Source organism: Emticicia sp. MM, from assembly GCF_001649495.1.
Window position 1 is genome coordinate 1 of the sequence record NZ_LXHX01000089.1, and the last position, 23,416, is coordinate 23,416.

Below are 23,416 nucleotides of genomic sequence, written 5' to 3' on the forward strand. Positions count from 1 at the left end.
TCTTTTTTTACGGAAGGTACTGAGCTTTTCAACAAAGGGAATTTGTTTTATTCTCGCCGTATTGGTGGCACGCCTATTCATCTTTATGATGCTTATGACGATGTAAAATCAAATGAAACAATGTTGAAAAATCCTACAGAAGCAAAGTTAATTAATGCTTCTAAAATATCGGGGCGAACTAAAAATGGTTTAGGAGTTGGGGTTTTAAACGCCATCACGCAAGCTCAATATGCTACTATTGAGAATATCGAAACTGGTGAAATTCGTAAGTTTCAAACCAATCCTACTACGAATTATAATCTTTTCGTACTTGACCAAACTTTCAAGCATAATTCGAGTGTAAGTTTTATCAATACTAATGTTACAAGAGGTGGAAATGATTATAATGCTAATGTAAGTGCCGCACTTTTTAGTTTTAATGATAAGAAAAACACTTATAATATTTCGGGAAATGCTTCGACGAGTTACCTGAAATATAAAACTCCCGATAGTGAAAATTCTTTAGGATATAGCCATACATTGAGTGTCGGTAAAACCAGTGGACGTTTTAATTTTAATGTTTCGCAATCGCTTACTGATACTAAGTATACCAGCAATGATTTGGGGTATTTTACCAATAATAACTTCATCAATCATAATTTTTATGTGGGCTACCGTTATACAGAGCCCAAAGGTTGGTATAACCGACTTTTCTTTAATATTAATGGAGGTTTGAGTAATTTATATGCTCCAATTGGTGATATAAAAAGTAAATACCAAAATGCTCGTATCAACTTCAACCTGAATGCCCAAACGAAGAAATTGATTTGGTTTGGTATGTTTGCCAACTTTAATCCAGCTCAGAATGATTTCTATGAGCCTCGTACCATGGGACATGTGTATAAACGTGGAAAAAGTGTGGCGTTTGGTAGTTGGATAGAAACAAATGCGGCCAAGAAGTACTCAGTAAGTGCAGAGTTTTTTGAGCGTATTTTCTTGAATTTTTACAACCTAAGCGGAACAGATATTTCATTGAGTCAGAAATATCGTTTCAATAGTAAGTTTTCGATCGAACACCAAATTGGCTTCATGCCTCGTCCAAGAAGTTTAGGGTATACAACAACATTGAGCGAAAATGATATTCTATTTGCCGTTAGAAAGGTAAGCACTGTCGATAATGTATTGAATCTTAAGTATAGTTTTACCAATAAAATGGGACTAACATTTAGAGCCCGACATTACGTAAGTGTAGTAGATAACAAAGAGTTTTATTCGCTCAATAAAGATGGCTCTTTAAGTACCAAAACGGGCTTGACAGAAAAGTATAACCGAAATGTAAATTACTTTAATATTGACATGGTTTATACTTGGCAGTTTGCCCCCGGAAGTTTCTTGAATGTAGTTTGGAAAGATGCGGGCTTTATGAGTTCAGATATTGCCAATACACGTTACTTTGAAAACTTCCAAAATACCTTACAAAGCGATCAGAATAATAATTTATCAATAAAAGTCATCTATTTTCTCGATTATTTGCAGTTGAAGCAAAAGATGTAGATGGCAATAGACCAGTAAACAAAACCAATGATTCAACTACGAAATATTTCTAAGTATTATCCCGCAGGATTTGGCAAAACATATGTGCTAAGAAACATTAATCTTGATATCAATCAAGGAGAATTTGTTTCAATCATGGGGCCTTCAGGGTCGGGAAAATCAACCCTTCTTCATATCTTAGGATTACTCGAAGAAGCCTCAGAAGGAGAATATTTATTAGAAGAAACATCGGTTCAGAAGCTTTCCGAAAAGAAACGCACCGAGCTACATCGTAGTAGCATTGGTTTTGTTTTTCAGGCCTATCATTTAATTGATGAACTTACAGTGTATGAAAACATCGAAACACCACTTCTTTATAAAGGGCAGTCTTCGTCAGAGCGTAAAAGCCGAGTGGCTGATGTACTCGACCGCTTTAATATCGTAGCAAAAAAAGACCTTTTCCCGTCGCAACTTTCGGGTGGGCAGCAACAACTTGTGGGTATTGCCAGAGCAATTGTTGCCGAACCTAAAATTATCTTTGCCGATGAGCCAACTGGAAATCTTCACTCTGAGCAAGCTCAACAAATTATGGAGTTATTTCGTGAATTGAACCAAAAAGATGGGGTAACTATCGTACAAGTAACCCATTCCGAAGTTAATGCCGAATATGGAAATAGAATTATAAGATTAAAAGATGGTTGGATAGATGCACCTTAATCTTAGGAGGAGAATTGCAATCTTTTTTTGATGAACGCTTATAATTTCTAGTATTTATGAAAAATATTTTATTAAAAACTTCGCTAATTAGTATACTTTTATTTGCCCAATGTAGCTTTGAAAACTTGGTATTTGGGCAGGCACTTTCACTAAAAGAATGTGTAGATATTGCCATAAAAAATAATCTTACGTATCGAGAGAGTCAGATTTTGGGCGAAAGTGCCCATGTAGAACTTACTCGTGCTAAATCGTCGATGTATCCACAAATTGGTTTTGGTACAGGGCAAGATGTGCGAGTTGGCCGCAGTATTGACCGTTTTACAAACTCCTACATTGAGCAAGTTTACACCACAAACTTTTTTACTTTACAAGCGTCTATGTTGCTTTATAATGGGTTTCAGATAAAAAACCAAGTTCGTCAAAATGAATTATTACGTGATGCCGGAGCCAAAAATATTGAAGCCGTAAAAAACCGCACCATCATTGGGGTGCTTCAAGCGTATTTGCAAGTATTAGCAACACAAGAATTATTGGAAGTAAGCAAAAATCAAGTTGAAACTGCCAAAGCTCAGGTCGAACGAGTAAACAAGCAAGTTACAGCAGGCGTAGTGGGACAGACTGAACTTTTTCAAGTACAATCACAATTAGTGAATGATGAATTTGCGTTGGTTACTGCCCAAAACAACAATAAATCAGCTAAGCTAACACTTTTTCAATTAATGAATCAACCACCCAATAGCATTGCTACTTTTGAAGCCCTCAAAGACGATGCTTTGGTGTATAATGTTGATTTACAGGGCATTGAAAATATATTCGAACAAGCAGCCAATAATTTTCCTGAGATTAAAGCAGGCGAACTCCGCTTAAAAAGTTTCGATAGTCAGTTAAAAGCAACTCAAGCAAATAATCTTCCGCAAGTAAGTTTATCGGGTGGCTATGGCACTTTTTATTCCTCATCAAATAAATCAGAAAACTACTTTACCCAACTCAATGGCACTCGCAGTGGTTCGTTAAGTTTAAATGTCAGTATTCCAATTTTGGGCCGCTTACAAAACGCTCCACGTGTATCAGCGGTAAAGGTGCAAAAGCAGTTGAGCCAAAATCAATTAAATATTGTTAAGTTACAGCTTCGTCAGGCAATTGAGCAATCTCATCAATTACTTTCAGCAGCTTCTGAGCGTTATAAAGTAGCCACCAATCAAGTAAGTATTTTGGAGCAAAATATCAAGGCTGTAGAAAGCCGAATCAATGCAGGAACAGTTAATTATTTAGAATACATGCTGGCAAAAACTAACTTTGATAGAGCGAAATCAAACCTCGTTCAAGCCAAATATGAGTTTTTATTACAAAAGAAAATCCTAGACTTCTATCGCAACGGCGAATGGAGAATTGAGTAGTTTTACAGTTCACAGAATGTTTCCTCAAACATTCTGTGAACTACTTTCTAACATTACCTAAAAATTAAATTTTTCGTAGAAAATTGCCGATTTGAAATATTTTCCGTAATTTTGTTCGGCAAATAAGTAAACGAAATTATTTGCTATGTTAGACTCTTCAAAGTTGCTTTACGAAGCACTCACCTACGACGACGTTCTGCTCGTTCCAGCTTACTCAGAGGTACTTCCACGAGATACGCAAACTAAAACATTTTTAACTAAGAATATTCAATTAAACATTCCACTTATTTCGGCGGCAATGGATACCGTTACCGAATTCGAAATGGCAGTGGCAATGGCACAAGAGGGTGGTATTGGATTTATTCACAAAAACATGACCATCCAGCAGCAAGCTGAGCAGGTGCGTAAAGTAAAACGCTCAGAAAGCGGCATGATTATCGACCCAGTTACACTTCCAGAAACTGCAACCGTTGGCGATGCCCTTCGTAGCATGAAAGAGTTTAAGATTGGCGGTATTCCAATTATTGATGAAAACAATAAGTTAAAAGGTATCATCACTAATCGTGATTTGCGTTTCCAAACTGACCAAAATAAGTCGATTACTGAGGTAATGACCAAAGATAATCTGATTGTTGGCCACGAAGGAGCCGGTTTGGCTGAAGCAGAGGAAATTTTACGTAATTATAAAATCGAAAAACTTCCGATTGTAGATAAAGAAAACCGAATCATTGGTTTGATTACGTACCGAGATATTTTAAAGAAAAAAGACCGCCCGAATGCTGCTAAAGATAGTTGGGGTCGTTTAATTGCAGGTGCTGCCGTTGGCGTAACGCCAGATATTGAAGCTCGTGTAGAAGCCTTGATTAAAGCGGGCGTAGATGTGGTAAGTATTGATACCGCACACGGCCATTCAAAAGGGGTAATAGATACTCTCAAACGTATCAAAGCGGCTTTCCCAAAAATTGATGTTATCGTAGGAAATATTGCTACTTACGATGCTGCCGAGGCACTTTCTAAAGCAGGTGCCGATGCTATTAAAGTTGGAGTAGGCCCAGGTAGTATTTGTACAACCCGTATTATTGCGGGTATTGGAATGCCGCAGCTTTCGGCTGTTTATGAATCTGCCAAAGCGGCTTCTAAATATGGTGTTCCAGTGATTGCCGATGGTGGTATTCGTTTCTCTGGCGATATCGTAAAAGCCATTGCAGCAGGAGCAAGCACAATCATGATTGGTTCGCTTTTAGCAGGAACTGAAGAAGCACCGGGTGAAATGGTTATTTATGAAGGACGTAAATTTAAAACCTATCGTGGAATGGGTTCATTAGAAGCTATGGAAGATGGTTCGAAAGACCGCTATTTCCAAGATGCAGAAGATGATATCAAGAAACTTGTTCCAGAAGGAATTGTAGGTCGTGTACCATTTAAAGGTCGTGCTGCTGAGATTATCTACCAAATGGTAGGCGGTTTGAAAGCTGGTATGGGCTATTGTGGTGCTGGCGATATCAAAGGACTCCAACAAGCTAAATTTGTGAAAATTACAGCTGCGGGTATTAAAGAAAGTCACCCTCACGATATTCAAATTACAAGAGAAGCTCCAAACTATTCGAGATAATTTTTTGTATAGTAATAGAACGCAGATTTTTACGATTACACCGATTCATTATGATTGTAGAATCATAGTTTATCAGCCGAAGTCATAGAAATCTGCGTTCTTTATTGATATTTCTTCATAAAGATTTAACGCATGAATCGAGTTCTTATTACAGGTGCCAATGGCTTAGTAGGTAGTGCTACTACTCGCCGATTTGTAGAAGCGGGTTATCAGGTTTCTGCCTTGTGTCGTGCAGGAAGTGATTTGTCATTATTAGAGGATATTTTTTATAAAATCAGCATTATTGAAGGTGATGTTTTAGATATTTTTTCACTCGAAAAAGCACTCGAAAATCAAGACTTTGTCGTTCATACTGCCGCATTAGTTTCTTTTGCACCCAAAGACCGCAATCAGATGTTTAAGGTAAATGTGGAAGGAACTGCAAATGTGGTAAATATTTGTTTGGAGAAAAAAGTTAAGAAACTTTGTTACATAAGTTCGATTGCAGCATTGGGAAGGCCGACTTCTGCTTCAGAAAAAATCTATGGGGGCGTGATTGATGAAAAACAAAAATGGGAAGATTCTCCGCTGAACTCTAATTATGCAAAGTCGAAGTTTGAAGGCGAACTTGAAGTGTGGCGTGGAGAAGCCGAAGGGCTTGCGGTGTTGGTAGTAAATCCTTCTATTATTTTGGGTGAAGGAGATTGGCACAAAAGTAGCACGCAACTATTTAAGTATGTTTATGATGAGAACAAATATTATACCAACGGCAACTTCAACTATGTAGATGTAAAGGATGTAGTTGAGGCAATTTTCCAACTTACGAGCTCAAATATTCAAGGAGAACGCTTCATTCTCAACGGAGGAACACTCACATATCGTGAGTTTTTCAATAAAATAGCCGCTAATTTTGGTAAAAAAGCCCCTTCAAAGACTTTATCCCCGTTTGCAATTGAACTCCTTTGGCGTATAGAAGCTATAAGAGCATTCATCACAAAAAAGGCCCCACTTATTACAAAAGAAACTGCACATAACTCTCGCACGAAATTTGCTTATAAAAATGAGAAGATTCAGAAAGCCATTAATTTTAGCTTTACTCCCATTGATGAAACGATTAGTCGAGTAGTCAATTTTCTACAAAAGGAGAAATTACACAAAGGGTAAAAATCATTTGACTTTCACCAAAAGAACTTTTATTTACAGAAAACTATTGACATTTAATAAATAATATTTACATTTAATCGTTGTTTTTGTGAATTTTATTGAGTGGTAGCTATTACTGATTAATAGTATTTAGCAAACCTTTATGAGAAATACAACAATATTACCAATAAACGCTAAGGTCCAAAGGCTGGACTACTTGAACCTTTTGAGTGTAAAAAATTCTAGATGCAACACGAATTCAGTGACAGATTCGATGGTTTTGATGACGCAGATGTAAAAGCATCGGCCGAACGTTTTGAAGAAATGCTTAAAAGCAAAGAAGCAGTTTTCTTCGATGAGGAGACCTATGAACAATTGTCAGAATACTACTTGAATAATAGCAAGTGGGATATGGCGATGAAAGCATGCCGTATAGGGTTGCAGCAATACCCATATTCACTCGAACTTCTTCTTGATAAAGTACAGTTACATGCCAATTATGAGCAGTTTGATGAAGCGATGGAAGTTTTAGATTTGGCTGCAACTTTTAATCCAAATAATAATGAAATTACTTACATGAGGGGGATTATTTGTAATCTCATGGGTAATTATGAAGAAGCAGTTGAGTATTTTCGTGAGTCTCTTTTGCTATCGGATGAAAAAGAAACAGTTTATTTTCAACTTGCACAAACCTACCAAAATTGGCAAAAGTTTGAAGAGGCAGCACATTTTTATAAAAAAGCAATTAAACTTAAGTTTCAAGAAGAAGTAGCTTTTTATGAATTGGTTTTTTGTTTAGAGCAAGCCAATAAATTGGCTGAAAATATAGATTATTTCAAAGAACTTGTTGATAACGACCCTTATTCTCACTTTGCGTGGTTTGCATTAGGAATGTTGTATAGCCGTTTAGGTAAACATAAAGATGCAGCTTTTGCTTATGATTATGCTGTGACGGTAAAAGAGAATTTTGCTTCAGGTTGGTTCAATTTGGCCCATGCTTACATGAATCTCAATAACTTTATTGATGCCAAAGAATGTTATATCAATGTATTGAAATATGAAACGCCAACGGCAGAAGTATTCACCCATTTAGGTGCCGCTTACGAAAAACTTGAACAATACGACGAAGCTTATAAAAACTACCGAGAAGCAGCAAACTTAGATGAAGCATGGGATGATGCTTGGTTTGGTATGGGTTCGGCTTTATACGAACAGGAGAGGTGGTTAGAAAGTATTCACTTTACACAAAAAGCGATTAAACTCAATGAAGCTAATGCCGACTATTGGTTGCTTTTAGGAGATACTGAGTCGAAATTGGGTAATTTCCTTTCGAGTAATGAAGCATATACCCAAGCTATTGCAATAGACCCTCTGAATCCAGATATTTGGTTAAATTGGTCATTATTGTTTTTCGAACAAGGACAATACGGAAAAGCATTCGAGATTGTATATGATGGGATAAGCGAAATGCCAGATGATGCCGATTTATTTTATCGAGCAGCTGCTTATTTGATTTTTGATGGTAGCTATAACGAAGCCTATAAATATCTTGAAACTGGATTAATTTTGGACTATGATGCCCATACGCAGATTTATGATTTCTTCCCGAATTTAGATACTCAAAAGGCATTATTCAGAATCATTGAACAATATAAATAATAAGAAAATGGCTCGAACTAAATTCGAGCCATTTGATTTTTGAAGCCTCATTGATTGTAGGCAACTTCTTTTAATCTTTTTTTGGCGGAACTGTGCCCATCTTTATTAAAACTGCATCAGTTAGGTCATCTTTGCCATTATCTGCTGAATACAGCATGGTTATATTTGATTCACCACTGCTAGCATCCATATTTCTTCTAAATACAAATTTGTAACCTTTTTCGGCTGCTACTGCTTTGATTGCGGCATTGGTTTTCTCTCGAATATCGAAGAATTTATCTTGGGCTAATTTTTGTAACTCAGCCTGTGAATTTGCTTGAAAATCTTCAGCCTCCTTTTTTAAGTTTTGTACTTTTTTGAGTTTAGCATTAAGTGAATCGGTTGTAAGGTTGGTTACATCTTTCATCATTGCTTGATAGATGGCATATTCTTCTTGATAAACTTTAGCTTTTTGTTCTAATTTTGTTTCGAAAGAAACTCTTTTTGAGGCTAACTCTGCTTGCAGATTCTTTGTTTCCTTTAGGTTCTGTAAGATATAATCTTCATAAACATAAGCTAGTTTTATACCTTGTACGGCTGGCTTAGGAGATGTTTTGGTTGCAGGTTTTGACGCTTGAGAGAAGCCTAACTGGCTGAATAGTAATATAATAGCAACGAGTACTGTTTTTTTCATTTTTTAAATTTGGTGATATTTTAATCAAAAATACAGATTATTTCTTTCTAATAACACAAAAGAGTTGCAAAACCCTTTCATAAAAAACAATGGCACACCTTTAAAAGATGTGCCATTGTAGATTTATCATTATCTACGCCCGAAAACGTATTATAATTTAGATAAAATTTGCTCGCCCATGGCTTCTGTTCCTAGAATCATATCGGCTGGTGTATTTGCATCAGCAATATCTCTTGTACGGAAACCTGCTTTTAAAGTAGCATCTACTGCCGTAATAATTGCTTCAGATTCAGCTTTTAATCCAAACGAAATATCAAGCATTAATGCTGCTGATAAAACTGATGCCAAAGGATTGGCTACTCCTTTGCCAGTGATATCGTGTGCCGAACCGTGAATTGGTTCATAAACACCAGTACTATCGCCAACCGAAGCAGATGCTAACATTCCCATCGAACCTGCAATTTGAGAAGCTTCGTCAGTAAGAATATCACCAAAAAGGTTACCCGTTACTACCACATCAAATTTACGTGGGTCTTTGATAAGGAGCATGGCTGCGGCATCAACAAATTGGTGCTCGAGTTGTACTTCTGGGTAGTCTTTAGCTACTTCAAGCACCACCTCACGCCACAAACGGCTGCTTTCAAGAACGTTTGCTTTATCAACCGACATCAATCTTTTTCCACGAGTCATGGCAGCATCGAATGCTTTACGTGCGATACGCTCAACTTCGTATTTTGAATAAATCATGGTATCATAAGCAGTATTTCCTTCGTCGATACGCTCACGTTTTCCGAAGTAAACATCACCTGTTAGCTCACGGAAGAAAAGAATATCAGCTCCTTTCAAAAGCTCTGGCTTAATGCTTGAGGCTTCTAAAAGTTCATCAAAAAGTTTGATTGGGCGAAGGTTAGCATAAAGGCCTAATTCTTTACGCATTTTCAATAAACCTTGCTCTGGGCGAACCTTAGCCGAAGGGTCATTGTCGTATTTTGGGTGGCCCACTGCACCAAATAAAATGGCATCAGAGGCTTTCATTTTTACAAGTGTTTCTTCTGGAAGCGGGTCGCCAGTTGCTTCGATAGCAGCGTGACCAATAAGAGCTTCATCGTAAGTAAATTCATGGCCGAATTTCGCAGCGATTTTTTCTACTACTTTTTTACCTACGGCAGTTACTTCCTGTCCAATTCCGTCACCTGGGACGATTAAGATATGTTTTTTCATGATTTTATTTAATTTTTATCACTTAGAATACCACGGTTGGTAGTAATCAAAGGATAAATTTTATTCCATTTTAAAATAAATACTTTAATGGTATAAACTAATGATAAACTTTGATAAATTGAAATTAAATCAAATTCAACATCTTTTGAGTGGCTTTGATGGCCGAAACCGTTTGGTCTGAATCTAAACCTCGAGTTTTGAAAGTTTTACCATTGAATTCCCAACTGATAATTGTTTCACAAAGAGCATCGGTTTTTCCACCCGGAGGAATCCTTACGGCATAGTCAGTAAGAAATGGTAAATCGACCTGTTTTTTCTTATAAATCTTCTTCAAGGCATTCATAAAGGCATCGTACTGGCCATCGCCTTGAGCACTTTCTTCGAATACCTCTTCTTCGATTTTCACCATTAAGGTAGCCGAAGGGCGAAGGTTCTTCGAATGTGTCATTACGTAGTTTAGTACGTGTACTTTCTCAGCCACCATTTCACTATCCAATACGTCAGAGATAATATATGGGAGGTCTTCCTTCGTGACAACCTCTTTTCTATCACCTAATTCGATAATGCGTTGGGTAACTTTCTTTACCTCTTCAGGCGAAAGTGAAATACCTATTTCTTGTAGGTTTTTTTCGATATTGGCTTTACCAGATGTTTTCCCTAAAGCATACTTTCTTATACGTCCGAAACGCTCGGGCATTAAATCGTTGAAGTAAAGATTGTTTTTATTATCTCCATCGGCGTGAATTCCAGCAGTTTGTGTAAAAACATTTTCGCCAATAACTGGCTTATTTACTGGAATTCCAAAACCAGAAAACGATTCAACAACTTTACTAACGGTGTAGAGCGATTTTTCAACAACCCGTGTTTTTACTTCTGGCATGAAGTCGTTGATAACGGCTATCGTACTCGATAATGGAGCGTTGCCCGTACGCTCACCCATTCCATTAACGGTTAGGTGCAGGCCATGTACGCCTGCACGGATAGCCTCCATTACGTTTGCTACGCTTAGGTCATAATCATTATGAGCGTGAAAATCGAAATGTTGATTCGGATAACGCTCAACGATTGCCTTAATGTATTCGTAGGTTTCGTATGGGGTAAGTACGCCCAATGTATCAGGTAGCAAGATTCGCTTGATAGGTTGAGTACTCAGAAAATCGAAGAATTGAAAAACATATTCTCTCGAATTTCGCATACCATTACTCCAATCTTCTAAGTAAACATTGGCATCAATACCTTTCGATTGTGCCAAAGAAATCACTTGTTCGATTTCAGCGAAATGTTGCTCAGGTGTTTTCTTTAATTGGTGTATTAGATGGTTTAATGAGCCTTTTGTAAGCAAATTCATTACCTTGGCACCCGCTTGTAGCATCCAATTAACCGACGCTTCACCATCAACAAAAGTTAAAACTTCTACTTTATCGAGCAAATGATGTTCTTTTGCCCAATTTGTGATTTTCTGTACTGCCAATAATTCTCCTTCAGAGACACGAGCCGAAGCAACCTCGATTCTATCGACTTTTACTTCAGTAAGCAGCATCTGTGCGATGGCTAATTTTTCAGAAGCCGAAAAAGATACTCCGCTGGTTTGTTCGCCATCGCGGAGTGTTGTATCCATTATTTCAAGATTGCGTTTTGCTATTTGCTGTTGACTATTGGTGTCTTCTTTTGAAGCCATTTTCATAAGGATATATCATTTATGATAAGCAAAAGCCTTTAAAAATCAGCTAAAAGCCTAATTTAAAAGCTAATGGCTTTTTAGTAAAGACTCTTTTCTGCAAATGCAGCAATATCGGCCTTCATAGCTTGAAGATAATCAATATCATCATAGCCATTCATTAGGTTATTTTTCTTGTAACCGTTGATACTGAAACCTTCAGACTCGCCAGTTGCCAAAATAGTCACTTTTTGTTCTGGAAGGTTTACTTCAAGTTCAGTATTTGGGTCGGCTTCAATAGCAGAAAATATTTTATGTAAAAATTCTGGACTAACCTGTACTGGAAGAATACCAATATTAAGAGAGTTTCCTTTAAAAATATCAGCAAAGAAGCTTGAAATTACGCAACGAAAACCATAATCGTAGATAGCCCATGCAGCATGCTCACGGCTTGAACCACTACCAAAGTTACGACCACCTACAAGGATTTTGCCTGAATAAATAGGATTATTCAATACGAAATCAGCTTTTGGTGTATCATCAGCGTTATAACGCCAGTCTCTGAATAGGTTTTTATCAAAATCTACACGGCTCGTCGCTTTCAAGAAACGAGCAGGAATGATTTGGTCTGTATCCACATTTTCGATGGGCATCGGAACTGCGGTGCTTTTAAGTACTGTAAATTTATCGTATGCCATTTTTTAGAATATTTTTTACCACTTAGATACACAACCACATATTTAGTCTCTTACTGAAAACTTATACTTTAGTGTTCGTTAGTGGTGAACTTTAGAATTTGATTATAAAAGCTCTCTTGGGTCAGTAACTTTACCTGTTACAGCCGCCGCCGCAGCTACCAATGGAGAAGCTAAGAGTGTACGTGAGCCAGGCCCTTGACGACCTTCAAAGTTTCGGTTTGAAGTAGAAACGGCGTATTTTCCTGCAGGAATTTTATCGTCGTTCATAGCCAAACATGCCGAACACCCTGGTTGGCGAAGTGTGAAGCCAGCATCAGTAAGAATATCTAAGATACCTTCTTCTTTGATTTGGCTTTCAACAATATGCGAGCCCGGTACTAACCACGCTGTTACGTTATCGGCTTTCTTGCGGCCTTTCACGACCGACGCAAATGCACGGAAATCTTCGATACGACCGTTTGTACAGCTACCCAAGAAAACGTAGTCGATTGGTTTGCCGATGATTTGCTCATTTTCAGCAAAACCCATATAGCTCAACGATTTAGCATAAGAAGCGGCACCGTCTAATACTTCAGCAGCTGTAGGGATATTTTTCGAAATACCTGTTCCTAAACCAGGGTTTGTACCATAAGTAATCTGTGGCTCAATTTCAGAGGCATCGAAAGTATATTCGATATCGAAAGTAGCACCTTCGTCAGTTTTAAGTGTTTTCCAGTATGCCAATGCTTTATCCCATGCCTCGCCTTTTGGAGCTTGTTCACGGCCATTGATATAAGCAAAAGTAGTTTCGTCAGGAGCAACCATACCTCCTCTCGCACCCATTTCGATCGACATATTACAAACCGTCATACGACCTTCCATAGTCATATTTTCAAAAACTTCACCAGCATATTCACAGAAATAGCCAGTAGCACCCGCTGCCGAAAGTTTAGAGATAATGAAAAGCGTTACATCTTTTGGTAATACTCCTTTTCCTAATTTACCATTGATAGTTACACGCATTTTCTTTGGTTTTGGCTGCATGATACATTGCGAAGAAAGAACCATCTCTACTTCTGATGTACCGATACCAAAAGCAATTGCACCAAATGCACCATGAGTAGAAGTATGCGAGTCTCCACAAACGATTGTCATACCCGGAAGTGTAATACCATTTTCTGGCCCTACTACGTGTACGATACCATTTTTTTGATGACCTAAGCCCCAGTGCGAAATACCATATTTATTAGCATTGGTTTCGAGTGCTTTCAACTGATTTGCCGAAAGTGGGTCTTGTACTGGCAAGTGTTGGTTGATAGTTGGTGTATTGTGGTCAGCCGTAGCAAATGTACGGTTAGGGTAAAGTACACCGATTCCACGACTTTCGAGGCCTAAAAACGCAACCGGGCTTGTTACTTCGTGAATGAAGTGGCGGTCGATAAATAAAACATCGGGACCGTCTTCGATATTACGAACAACGTGTGCATCCCATACTTTGTCAAATAATGTTTTTGGTGCTGACATATTGATTTTAATTGTTTTAATGCGATTTTGTTTTTTGTTTTTTCGCCGTAGAGACAGGGCATTGCCCTGTCTCTACACGGGTGTCTCTATACAGGATTTAAATTATCGGTTTCCTCTCCAAACATTCTATCCTCTTTCCAATTTAAAGGATTATTAATAATATATTGGCTAATGGTATTAAATGCCTCGTCATCACGTATAATATTATCCCAAAAACGAGTTTGCCATTCAAAATTCATTAGTGGAAATGCCTTATGAATATGTTTAGTACAAATAGATTTATACGAACCAATAATTGATGAAATCGTGTTTTTACCTTGATTTCGAAATCGTTTTTGACCTATGGTTTTATTGGTTGAAATGTTTTCGTCGGTAGAGACAGGGCAATGCCCTGTCTCTACATATTGCCCTGTCTCTACGGGGTCGATGGGGTCAATTTTATCATTAGGCTTAATGATATTTTCATCCATACCATTTTTATTCAAAATCAAAATTCCATGAATATGATTAGGCATCACAATAAATTCACCCAATTCAATAAATGGAAAATGTTTGGGAATTTCATACCAAAAGCCCTGCACAATCGCACCAACGGTCGAAAGTCCCATTTTACCTTTTTCACACTCCCCTAAAAAATATTGTCGGTTTTTTGTACAAATCGTAATGAAATACGCCCCATTTGTGCCGTAATCCCAGTGGGGATGCCTTGCCGAAGGAATGCGATATTTTTTTTGAAATTTGTCCGCCATAGGTATGTGTGGAATAGGCGATACAAAATTGAGTATAATAACCTAATAATGATTAACGAAATACGACCAAAAAATAACGTTTTTGGTTTAATTGATTTTATTGGGCGTAAAACCGTATTTTTCTTTGAATGCTTTGATAAAATGCGAGACACTTTCGTAACCTATTTCGAGGCTAATCTCTGAAACATTCTTGGGTGAATTTTGAAGAAGAAAGTAAGCATACTCTAACCTTTTATTTTTAATCCATGCGGCTGGAGAAGTATGAAATTGTTGTTCGAAGTCTCGTTTAAATGCCGAGAGACTTCTGCCAGAAATCTGTGCCAGTTCGGCAATTGAGAGTGGCTTGAGATAGTAGTTTTCGAGAAAATAGGCTAAGTCTAACTTTTGCCCTTGGTAAATATTAAAGAGTGTTTGTCGAAATTGATGGGTAGGATCAAGCTCAATTAAATGAAGCATTAATTCATTGAATTTTAGCTTCAGAAATTGATTCATGAGTTTAGTACGTGTACTGAAAAACGGAATGAGTGAATCAACAAATTTATCGAAGTTTTCGCTGCTTTCTAAACTCAAAATTTGTTCGATTGCATTTTCGGTTAAATCTTCAAATAAACTAAGATTTTGCCCTACGAACTCTTTCAATAGTTTTTCGGGAAAGAAAAAAACCAAACTTCGGTAATTGACATCAATCGATTCATTCATTGAGTAACATCCACGTTGAAAAAATAAAATCTGACCTTTCTGTACGTGAATGTCTTGCGTAGGAGAAATAAACTTTTTTTCACCTTCGAGCACATAAATGATGGCGTGTTCTTCGAAAAATATTTCGTTTTTTGAAGGATAAATATTATTTCGATAAGCCACGAAAGTCATGTCTTGAATCTGCAATGATTCAAATTCTTTCGGACTTATAGAAGAAGGAACACGAAGCATATTTTATACATTAATTCTGTCTTAAAGATAATAGTATTTTAAATAAAAACCCTCTCGTTGGTGAGAGGGTTTTGTATATACTTCATCAATAAACCTTCTCATAATATTCTGTTGCCATTCGGTCGGCATCAAAGAAAGCATTTACATCATTCATACTTTGCAAAACCATTTTTTGCCATTGTTCTGGTTGATCATAATACATAGGTAAAATTTTATTTTCGAGCATATCAAGCATATTATGTATATCTACTCTGTCTCTTTCCCAATCAGGCGAGTGTGGAGCTTCTTCCACTACGAAAGCATTGTTTTCGTTGGCAAACTCACAAATCCAACCATCAAAAGTTGAAAAATTCAAAGAACCATTCATAGCAGCTGTCATGCCACTTGTGCCAGATGCCTCACGTGTGACAATAGGCGTATTTAGCCAAACATCGGAGCCATCTTTAATAAGTTTCGATATGCTAAGTTCATGGCCCGTAAGCACCGCCATATTTGGGTATAAATGGCTCAAATAATAAAGTTGATTGAAAATATTGATAGCCCCACCATCAAACGGATAAGGTTTGCCTGCCCAAATAAACTGTATAGGATATTTGGTGTTTTTCATTATTCTTTCAAAACGCTCACGGTCTCTGGTGAGTAAATCTGGGCGTTTGTAAGCTGCAAATCTTCTGGCCCAAATAATGGTGAAAACTTCTGGCTTGAATAATTTTCCAGCTTGGTCGGCTACCGTTTTGAAGAGTACTTCCTTTAGTTCCTTCTTACGTGAAACAATTGTTTCGATATCACCCTTTTTTCGAGCCGTATCTAAAATTGGGTCAGCCCAGTAGAGGTTATTTTGAGCATTGGTTACGTGCGTAATTTCGCAAATATCTTTGTATCCTCCCCACATTTTACGAGAAACCTCCCCGTGTAATTTTGAAACAGCATTGGCTTTTCGACTTAAACGCAAAGCTACCAAAGAGTGGTTGAAGATATTATCAGTAATACCCGTAATCTTACGCACTTCATTTAGCGGAACACCATCGAAGAAATTCAAGGATTCAAGCATATTAATGTCGTGTTTTTCATTACCAGCTTCTTCAGGTGTATGAGTAGTAAAAACCAAACGTTTCTTTATTTCTGAAACACTACCAAATTTTTTGTATAAATGAAATACCCCCGAAACTGCATGAGCTTCATTGAAATGATAAACATCGGGTTCGTAATTGATCTTATCTAAAAACTTGCAACCACCTAATCCTAAAATCATGCATTGTGCCACTTTAATAGAGGCATCGGCATCATAGAGTCGGTATGAAAGCGAACGAGCCCAAGTATCATTACCATCGGTATCTGTAGTAAGAAAAAACATAGGCACAGTACCAAAAGTTGTGGGTGGTAAGAAATAAGCCGCTACCCAAACCACTCGATTCTGAACATTGATTTGGAATTTTACGCCCGTATCTTGCAAGAAACTGTACATTTTCTCTCGAAACTGTACGTCCATACTATTATCGGTATTACGCACTTGGTCGTAGTAGCCATATTTCCACAAAATACCAATACCTACAAGGTTTTGTTTCAATTGGTATGCACTACGCATGTGCGAACCCGCCAAGAAGCCCAAACCACCTGAATAGGTCTTGAGAGCTTGGTCGATGGCAAACTCCATTGAAAAATAAACAGCTGATTTTTTAAACTTTGGGGCAAAGGAATAAGGATGAGCGAATTGCTCAGGTAGATTTTTCATTGTATCATAGGTTATATTTTCTATGACAAATGTAGATAATTTTCTGAATTAAACCTCAAAAAATCGGGCTTCGGCTTCGCTCAGCCACCGATTTTTTGTAATGCCAGCGAGCTATTATTGGTAATGTCAGCCAGTGATTTTTTGTAATGCCAGCGAGCGTTTTTTTGTAATATCAGCCAGTGATTATTGGTAATATCAGCCAGCAATTATTGAGAATGTCAGTCAGTGATTTTTTGTAATGTCAGTGAGTGATTTTTTGTAATTTCAGCCAGTGATTTTTAGTAATCCCAGCGAGCTATTATTGGGGATAACGGTAGCTGAGCGAAGCCGAAGCTACCATCTCACTTGTCCATCACCCACAACAACCCATTTTTCGGTTACGAGTTTTTCGAGAGCGAACGGGCCACGAGCATGTAATTTTTGCGTAGAAATGCCAATTTCTGCCCCTAAACCAAATTGCCCACCATCTGTGAAGCGAGTAGAAGCATTGTGGTAAACCGCGGCAGCATCTACTTCAGCCAAAAAGCGTTCGGCAAGTGTTTGATTATTTGTTAGAATAGCTTCCGAGTGGCGAGAAGAATAGGCTTGTATATGAGCTAATGCTTCATCGAAACCACTTACAGTTTTAATCGTAATTTTGTAGTCTAACCATTCACGGCCAAAATCCTCGGGCTGAGCGTGGTGTAGATTTTCGTAAGCAATTTTTTCAAAAACAGCATAAGATTTTTCATCGGCATAAACTCCCACATTCCACTTTTTGAAATCTTCCACCAACATTGGCAAAAATTGCTCGATAATCGCTTCATCTACGATTGCACAATCTAAAGAGTTACAAACCGACGGGCGAGAAACACGAGCATTAACGATAATTTCTTTGGCTTTTGATAAATCGGCATTTGATTCTACATATGTATGCACTACTCCCGCTCCAGTTTCGATGGTAGGAATTAATGAATTTTGTCGAACGTATTGAATGAGTGAATCCGAACCACGAGGAATAATAATATCAACAAAACGCGTAGCCTTGAGTAATTCCTCGGTAAATTTGCGGTCAGTTGGTAATAGCAATACAGCTTCATTGGCTACACCAAATTTCGCTAAAATTTGATGAATTAAACCAACCAAGCATTGATTTGAAAAATAAGCTTCTTTTCCACCCTTCAAAACACAAGCATTTCCTGAGCGTAAGCAAAGCGAGGCTACATCAATAGTTACGTTTGGTCGTGACTCATAAATAACGCCAACCACACCCATCGGAACGGCTATTTTCTTGATTTTTAAGCCATTTTCGAGGTTTCTTTCCAACAAAATTTCTCCTGTTGGATCTGGTAAAACAGCTACTTCTCTTAGTGAATCAGCTAAGCCTTGAATACGACTTTCGGTCAGTAACAGACGGTCGTATTTAGGGTCAGATTTATCCATTAAGTCTAAATCCTTCTGATTTTCGGCCATTATTAACTCTTTTGATTGCTCAACTAATCTTGCTAATTCATTGAGTAATTCGCTGCGTTGTGTATCAGATAGGCGGCGTACTGCTGACGAAGCCTGCTGGGTTTGGTGTAAAAGAGAAACGATTGAATCCATGATTTTTGGGAAGTCCAACAGCCCAGAGACAACAGTCGATGATACGTTATAGACTGTAACTATTTGCCATTGACTAAATTACTTTAATTAATCAAGCTAAAAACATTGCCTTGATTTTAATTTTTCGTAAAATTACGTTTTAAACAGCTACTATCATAAAAATAAAGTAGCCAATGAACCAAGAAAATGATAATTGTTTTAACAAATATCTAACAATCAATTATTTACATACCTGATAGACGACTGATTGTGGACTATTAAATTCAACTTTATTTTATGTTTAGCGAAAAAGACCTTAACCAGATTGCCGCCCGCGGGGCCAAAGTAGAAACGATTGAAGAGCAAATCGAGCATTTTAAAACTGGCTTCCCTTTTCTGAATGTTGTTAGAGCCGCCACGATTGATGATGGCATCATTCAGCTTGGCGATGAAAAAGCTAAACAATTAGCACAAGATTTCGACGACCAAATCTTTGGCAAAAAACTGCTCAAGTTTGTACCTGCCTCAGGTGCCGCGTCACGTATGTTTAAATCGCTTTTTGCGGCCTTAGAAGAAAACAAAATCGATAAATCGGCTAATGAAGTTTTAGAACGCCTCGAAGAATTTGCTTTTTACAAAAGTCTGATAAAAAGTATCGGAAGTGAGTCGGCTGACCACAAGACTGTTTTGAAATATTTACTTACACCCGATGGCCTCGACTATGGTAGCTTACCAAAAGGTCTGTTAGAATTTCATAAATACGATGGATTTACACGTACGCCTGCCGAAGAACATTTAGTTGAAGGAGCAAAATATGCTAATGCTGGTGGTAAAGTGAATCTTCATTTTACAGTTTCGCCTGAGCACAGAAGCAAATTTACTGCTTTAATTGATGCCGTTTTGGCCGATTATGAAGCAAAATATGATGTAAAATATGATATTAGTTTCTCAGAACAAAAACCATCAACCGATACAATTGCTGTAAATCTTGATAATACGCCTTTCCGTACTGGTAATGGCGATTTGCTTTTCCGTCCCGCAGGACATGGGGCATTACTCGAAAATCTCAACGACCAAGATGCGGATGTGGTTTTCATTAAAAATATTGATAATGTAGTGCCTGATTCTCTCAAAGAACAAACCATTATCTACAAAAAAGCCTTGGCAAGCTTAGTTTTGAGTTATCAGCAAGCTGTTTTTGCTTATTTAAGCATGATGGACGGAGCAGATTTGAAAGAAGAGGATGTAGAAGAAATTGAAGATTTCATTGAGTTTGATTTATGTGTAGAATTCCCTGAAGGATATGATGATTATACTTTCGAAGAGCGTAAAACCTATTGCCGTACGAAACTCAATCGACCGCTACGTGCTTGCGGAATGGTGAAAAACGTAGGCGAACCGGGTGGTGGGCCTTTCTGGGCTGAAAATGCCGATGGTTCTTGCTCACTTCAAGTTGTTGAATCTGCTCAGATTGATTTAGCAAGCCCTGAACAAAAAGAAATTTTTGATGGTGCTACTCACTTCAATCCTGTTGATTTGATTTGTACTTTGAAAGATTACAAAGGTAATAAGTTTAACCTTTTAGAGTTCCGTGACCCTAAAACTGGATTTATTACTCAAAAATCACAAAGTGGGAAAGACTTAAAAGCACAAGAATTGCCCGGCTTATGGAATGGAGCTATGGCCGATTGGAATACACTATTTGTAGAGGTTCCGTTGATTACATTCAACCCTGTGAAAACAGTAAACGATTTATTAAGAACTGAACATCAGTAATTCAATGAAGAATTGAGAATGTAGAATTGAGAATGAGATTGAATAAAAAATTCTATTGACCGTGTAGCAGAACACCACACGAAAATGACCATTGATAAACAAATGTCTTCATTAAAAATAGATACACCTACGAGTGTCAGACAAGGAGAAGAATTAGATTTGGTAAAGCTAAATGGCTTTATCAAATCTCAAATGCCTGATTTTGAGGAAATTATAGAGGTTTCGCAGTTCCCGGGAGGATACTCAAATCTGACGTATTTCTTAAAAACCACTAACCAAGAATATGTTTTGCGTCGCCCACCGGTTGGGGCGAAAGATATCAAAGGTGGGCATGACATGGCCCGTGAGTATAAGATTCTTACGGCTATTAAATCAATAGGTTACAATAAGGTTCCGAAACCGATAATTTTTTCGGATGACGAATCGGTAATGGAGTGCCCGTTTTATATCATGGAACGCGTACAAGGTATTATTTTACGAGCCAAAGATGCTCCCAAATTGATGAGTACCGTTGCCCCTACAGAAATGCGGAAACTCTCGGAAGCATTGTGTGATAATTTAGCTGCCTTGCATGCCATTGATATTGAAGCAACTGGTTTGATTGGCATTGGTAAACCCGAAGGCTATATTCAACGACAAGTAGAAGGCTGGCACAAGCGTTATTTGGCTTCACAGACTGACGAAATTGTGGCTATGGATACCTTAGCTATCTGGCTCAAAGAAAACCTACCAACCGAAGGCAAACCCACACTCATTCACAATGATTATAAGTATGATAATGTAGTACTCAACGCTAATAATTTATCAGAAATCATTGCGGTTTTGGATTGGGAAATGACAACTGTGGGCGACCCACTCATGGATTTGGGTACAACCCTTTCTTACTGGGCTGAAGCCAATGATGGCGATTTTGAAAAAACATTTAATCTTTCGTGGGTAGAAGGAAACCTTACTCGCCAAGCATTTGCTGAGCGTTATGCCGAAAAAAGTGGTCGAGATGTATCAAATATTCTTTATTTCTACGTTTTTGGTCTATTTAAAAATTCAGTGGTAATTCAGCAGATTTATAGTCGATATAAAAAAGGGCTAACCAAAGACCCACGTTTTGCAGATTTAATTTTTGGGGTGAAAGCTCTATCTAGAAAAGCCATCAAATCAATAGAAAGTGGGGAGATGATGTAATATTTTTATTGCTTTGACTATAAAAACAAACCCGCCCAGCTATTTTATAACTGGGCGGGTTTAATATTTTATCATCAATCAGTCAAGAATATTAGATTCTTATGACTTCATTTGATTAATAACGATACATTTCAGCTTTGAATGGACCTTCCACACTTACACCAATGTAAGCTGCTTGTTCTTCATCCAATTTATCTAATTTAGCACCAACGTGAGCTAAATGGAAAGCTGCTACTTTCTCATCTAATTGCTTAGGAAGAACGTAAACTTTTTTCTCATATTTCTCTGGATTATTCCAAAGTTCGATTTGAGCCAAAGTTTGGTTTGAGAATGAACATGACATCACGAATGATGGGTGACCCATTGCACAACCTAAGTTTACTAAGCGTCCTTCAGCCAATATAATGATTTCTTTTCCATCAACTTCATACATATCAACTTGTGGTTTGATAGTAGATTTTGTGTGACCATAGTTTTTATTCAACCATGCCATATCAATTTCATTATCGAAGTGACCAATGTTACAAACGATAGCTTTATCACGCATAGCTTTGAAGTGACGGTCACGGATGATGTTTACATTACCTGTAGCAGTTACGAAGATATTTGCACGAGTTACAGCTTCATCCATTGTTACTACTTCAAAACCATCCATTGCAGCTTGTAAAGCACAAATTGGGTCGATTTCTGTCACTAAAACACGGCAACCAGCACCACGAAGCGACTCTGCCGAACCTTTACCTACATCACCATAACCAGCAACAGCAGCAACTTTTCCGGCCATCATTACATCAGTTGCACGACGAATCGCATCAACTAACGATTCTTTACAACCGTATTTATTATCGAATTTAGATTTCGTTACAGAGTCATTAACATTGATAGCTGGTAAATGCAATGTACCGTTTTTCATACGCTCGTATAAACGGTGTACACCAGTTGTTGTTTCTTCTGATAAACCTTTGATACCCGGGATTAGGTCAGGATAAACATCAAAAACCATATTCGTAAGGTCACCACCGTCATCCAAAATCATATTCAATGGCTTTTGTTCTTCACCAAAGAATAAAGTTTGTTCAATACACCAGTCAAATTCTTCAGCTGTTTGGCCTTTCCAAGCATACACTTGAATACCCGCAGCAGCAATAGCAGCAGCAGCGTGGTCTTGTGTAGAGAAAATATTACATGATGACCAAGTTACTTCAGCACCTAACTCCACAAGGGTTTCGATAAGAACCGCCGTTTGGATTGTCATGTGTAAACAACCAGCTACTCTTGCTCCAGCTAATGGTTTTGATGGACCATACTCAGCACGGATGGCCATTAAACCTGGCATTTCGGCTTCTGCTAATTTAATTTCTTTGCGACCCCAGTCGGCAAGGGAAATATCTTTTACCTTATAAGGGAGATAAGTTTTTGTTGCTGTTGACATTATTAATATAAGTTAAATTATCCTTAGAAATTTCTTTATTTAGTTGCTTTTTCTAAATTTTCAACAAAATTAAGATAAATTATTTGCCGTATCAACATATTTTGGATAATTTTTATTTAATAAAAGTTAACTCAATCGAAGGTTTTACTATTGAATTTGATTCGAATTATGATTTGAGACGGCTCAAATTATCTTCTGCAACTGACACTATTTCATTTTTGAACGTGTTTAAGATTTTATTTTACTGGATATTTTTCGGACAAAACACACCACTATTCCTA

At 37.6% G+C, this 23,416-nt stretch carries 18 protein-coding genes; 8 read left to right on the forward strand and 10 right to left on the reverse strand.

Annotation, left to right across the window (positions count from 1 at the left end):
- The 6 genes from A6M55_RS17455 to A6M55_RS10275 form a co-directional block, all read left to right on the forward strand.
- On the forward strand, positions 1-1,533 hold a 1,533-nt coding region (locus tag A6M55_RS17455), incomplete at its 5' end, for a DUF5916 domain-containing protein (RefSeq protein WP_229235507.1).
- A gap of 27 nt (positions 1,534-1,560) precedes the next feature.
- Entirely contained in the window at positions 1,561-2,229 is a 669-nt protein-coding gene (locus A6M55_RS10255) for an ABC transporter ATP-binding protein (protein WP_015028541.1), read from the forward strand.
- 56 nt (positions 2,230-2,285) lie between these two features.
- Positions 2,286-3,626 carry a TolC family protein gene (locus A6M55_RS10260; RefSeq protein ID WP_015028542.1) on the forward strand — a complete coding sequence of 447 codons (1,341 nt, stop codon included), beginning with the start codon at positions 2,286-2,288 and terminating at the stop codon, positions 3,624-3,626.
- Positions 3,627-3,771: 145 nt separating this feature from the next.
- The gene (gene guaB / locus A6M55_RS10265) at positions 3,772-5,238 is read left to right on the forward strand and encodes an IMP dehydrogenase (RefSeq protein ID WP_015028543.1); all 1,467 of its coding nucleotides are present in this window, start codon (positions 3,772-3,774) and stop codon (positions 5,236-5,238) included.
- Positions 5,239-5,370: 132 nt separating this feature from the next.
- Entirely contained in the window at positions 5,371-6,381 is a 1,011-nt protein-coding gene (locus A6M55_RS10270) for an NAD-dependent epimerase/dehydratase family protein (protein WP_015028544.1), read from the forward strand.
- A gap of 225 nt (positions 6,382-6,606) precedes the next feature.
- Positions 6,607-8,019, forward strand: a complete 1,413-nt coding sequence (locus tag A6M55_RS10275; RefSeq protein WP_064197501.1) for a lipopolysaccharide assembly protein LapB — start codon at positions 6,607-6,609, stop codon at positions 8,017-8,019.
- A gap of 70 nt (positions 8,020-8,089) precedes the next feature.
- On the opposite strand, the gene A6M55_RS10280 is transcribed toward A6M55_RS10275, so the two are convergent.
- The 9 genes from A6M55_RS10280 to A6M55_RS10320 form a co-directional block, all read right to left on the reverse strand.
- On the reverse strand, positions 8,090-8,692 hold the full coding sequence (locus A6M55_RS10280) for an OmpH family outer membrane protein (protein ID WP_015028546.1): 603 nt from the start codon (positions 8,690-8,692) through the stop codon (positions 8,090-8,092).
- Positions 8,693-8,842: 150 nt separating this feature from the next.
- Positions 8,843-9,913 carry a 3-isopropylmalate dehydrogenase gene (gene leuB, locus A6M55_RS10285; RefSeq protein ID WP_015028547.1) on the reverse strand — a complete coding sequence of 357 codons (1,071 nt, stop codon included), beginning with the start codon at positions 9,911-9,913 and terminating at the stop codon, positions 8,843-8,845.
- 124 nt (positions 9,914-10,037) lie between these two features.
- Positions 10,038-11,597, reverse strand: a complete 1,560-nt coding sequence (locus A6M55_RS10290; RefSeq protein ID WP_015028548.1) for an alpha-isopropylmalate synthase regulatory domain-containing protein — start codon at positions 11,595-11,597, stop codon at positions 10,038-10,040.
- Between the two features lie 74 nt (positions 11,598-11,671).
- Positions 11,672-12,268, reverse strand: coding sequence for a 3-isopropylmalate dehydratase small subunit (gene leuD, locus A6M55_RS10295; RefSeq protein WP_015028549.1), 597 nt, complete (start codon positions 12,266-12,268; stop codon positions 11,672-11,674).
- A gap of 102 nt (positions 12,269-12,370) precedes the next feature.
- On the reverse strand, positions 12,371-13,771 hold the full coding sequence (leuC, locus tag A6M55_RS10300) for a 3-isopropylmalate dehydratase large subunit (RefSeq protein WP_015028550.1): 1,401 nt from the start codon (positions 13,769-13,771) through the stop codon (positions 12,371-12,373).
- A gap of 86 nt (positions 13,772-13,857) precedes the next feature.
- Positions 13,858-14,520, reverse strand: a complete 663-nt coding sequence (locus tag A6M55_RS10305) for a transposase (RefSeq protein WP_064197502.1) — start codon at positions 14,518-14,520, stop codon at positions 13,858-13,860.
- A gap of 87 nt (positions 14,521-14,607) precedes the next feature.
- Complete coding sequence (locus A6M55_RS10310) at positions 14,608-15,450, reverse strand: helix-turn-helix transcriptional regulator (RefSeq protein WP_064197503.1); 843 nt, start codon at positions 15,448-15,450, stop codon at positions 14,608-14,610.
- Positions 15,451-15,535: 85 nt separating this feature from the next.
- Positions 15,536-17,182 carry an alpha-glucan family phosphorylase gene (glgP, locus tag A6M55_RS10315; protein ID WP_064197504.1) on the reverse strand — a complete coding sequence of 549 codons (1,647 nt, stop codon included), beginning with the start codon at positions 17,180-17,182 and terminating at the stop codon, positions 15,536-15,538.
- 333 nt (positions 17,183-17,515) lie between these two features.
- Positions 17,516-18,766 carry a glutamate-5-semialdehyde dehydrogenase gene (locus A6M55_RS10320; protein ID WP_064197505.1) on the reverse strand — a complete coding sequence of 417 codons (1,251 nt, stop codon included), beginning with the start codon at positions 18,764-18,766 and terminating at the stop codon, positions 17,516-17,518.
- A 276-nt stretch (positions 18,767-19,042) separates the two neighbouring features.
- On the opposite strand from A6M55_RS10320, the gene A6M55_RS10325 reads away from it, so the two are divergent.
- Together A6M55_RS10325 and A6M55_RS10330 are read left to right on the forward strand one after the other, a co-directional pair.
- On the forward strand, positions 19,043-20,521 hold the full coding sequence (locus tag A6M55_RS10325; RefSeq protein WP_064197506.1) for a DUF4301 family protein: 1,479 nt from the start codon (positions 19,043-19,045) through the stop codon (positions 20,519-20,521).
- A 102-nt stretch (positions 20,522-20,623) separates the two neighbouring features.
- Positions 20,624-21,703, forward strand: coding sequence for a phosphotransferase family protein (locus A6M55_RS10330; protein ID WP_064197507.1), 1,080 nt, complete (start codon positions 20,624-20,626; stop codon positions 21,701-21,703).
- A 115-nt stretch (positions 21,704-21,818) separates the two neighbouring features.
- Here the strand turns inward: A6M55_RS10330 and ahcY are convergent, their stop codons facing one another.
- Positions 21,819-23,135, reverse strand: coding sequence for an adenosylhomocysteinase (ahcY, locus tag A6M55_RS10335; protein WP_015028557.1), 1,317 nt, complete (start codon positions 23,133-23,135; stop codon positions 21,819-21,821).
- Positions 23,136-23,416: the final 281 nt, after the last annotated feature.

What these genes read in the sequence shown, in the direction of transcription:
- glgP (WP_064197504.1), bottom strand. Translation starts at nt 17,182, where the DNA reads ATGAAAAATCTACCTGAGCAATTCGCTCATCCTTATTCCTTTGCCCCA.
- A6M55_RS10305 (WP_064197502.1), bottom strand. Translation starts at nt 14,520, where the DNA reads ATGGCGGACAAATTTCAAAAAAAATATCGCATTCCTTCGGCAAGGCAT.
- A6M55_RS10260 (WP_015028542.1), top strand. Translation starts at nt 2,286, where the DNA reads ATGAAAAATATTTTATTAAAAACTTCGCTAATTAGTATACTTTTATTT.
- leuC (WP_015028550.1), bottom strand. Translation starts at nt 13,771, where the DNA reads ATGTCAGCACCAAAAACATTATTTGACAAAGTATGGGATGCACACGTT.
- A6M55_RS10290 (WP_015028548.1), bottom strand. Translation starts at nt 11,597, where the DNA reads ATGAAAATGGCTTCAAAAGAAGACACCAATAGTCAACAGCAAATAGCA.
- A6M55_RS10325 (WP_064197506.1), top strand. Translation starts at nt 19,043, where the DNA reads ATGTTTAGCGAAAAAGACCTTAACCAGATTGCCGCCCGCGGGGCCAAA.
- leuD (WP_015028549.1), bottom strand. Translation starts at nt 12,268, where the DNA reads ATGGCATACGATAAATTTACAGTACTTAAAAGCACCGCAGTTCCGATG.
- A6M55_RS10275 (WP_064197501.1), top strand. Translation starts at nt 6,607, where the DNA reads ATGCAACACGAATTCAGTGACAGATTCGATGGTTTTGATGACGCAGAT.
- A6M55_RS10330 (WP_064197507.1), top strand. Translation starts at nt 20,624, where the DNA reads ATGTCTTCATTAAAAATAGATACACCTACGAGTGTCAGACAAGGAGAA.
- leuB (WP_015028547.1), bottom strand. Translation starts at nt 9,913, where the DNA reads ATGAAAAAACATATCTTAATCGTCCCAGGTGACGGAATTGGACAGGAA.
- guaB (WP_015028543.1), top strand. Translation starts at nt 3,772, where the DNA reads ATGTTAGACTCTTCAAAGTTGCTTTACGAAGCACTCACCTACGACGAC.
- A6M55_RS10270 (WP_015028544.1), top strand. Translation starts at nt 5,371, where the DNA reads ATGAATCGAGTTCTTATTACAGGTGCCAATGGCTTAGTAGGTAGTGCT.
- ahcY (WP_015028557.1), bottom strand. Translation starts at nt 23,135, where the DNA reads ATGTCAACAGCAACAAAAACTTATCTCCCTTATAAGGTAAAAGATATT.
- A6M55_RS10320 (WP_064197505.1), bottom strand. Translation starts at nt 18,766, where the DNA reads ATGGATTCAATCGTTTCTCTTTTACACCAAACCCAGCAGGCTTCGTCA.
- A6M55_RS10280 (WP_015028546.1), bottom strand. Translation starts at nt 8,692, where the DNA reads ATGAAAAAAACAGTACTCGTTGCTATTATATTACTATTCAGCCAGTTA.
- A6M55_RS10255 (WP_015028541.1), top strand. Translation starts at nt 1,561, where the DNA reads ATGATTCAACTACGAAATATTTCTAAGTATTATCCCGCAGGATTTGGC.
- A6M55_RS10310 (WP_064197503.1), bottom strand. Translation starts at nt 15,450, where the DNA reads ATGCTTCGTGTTCCTTCTTCTATAAGTCCGAAAGAATTTGAATCATTG.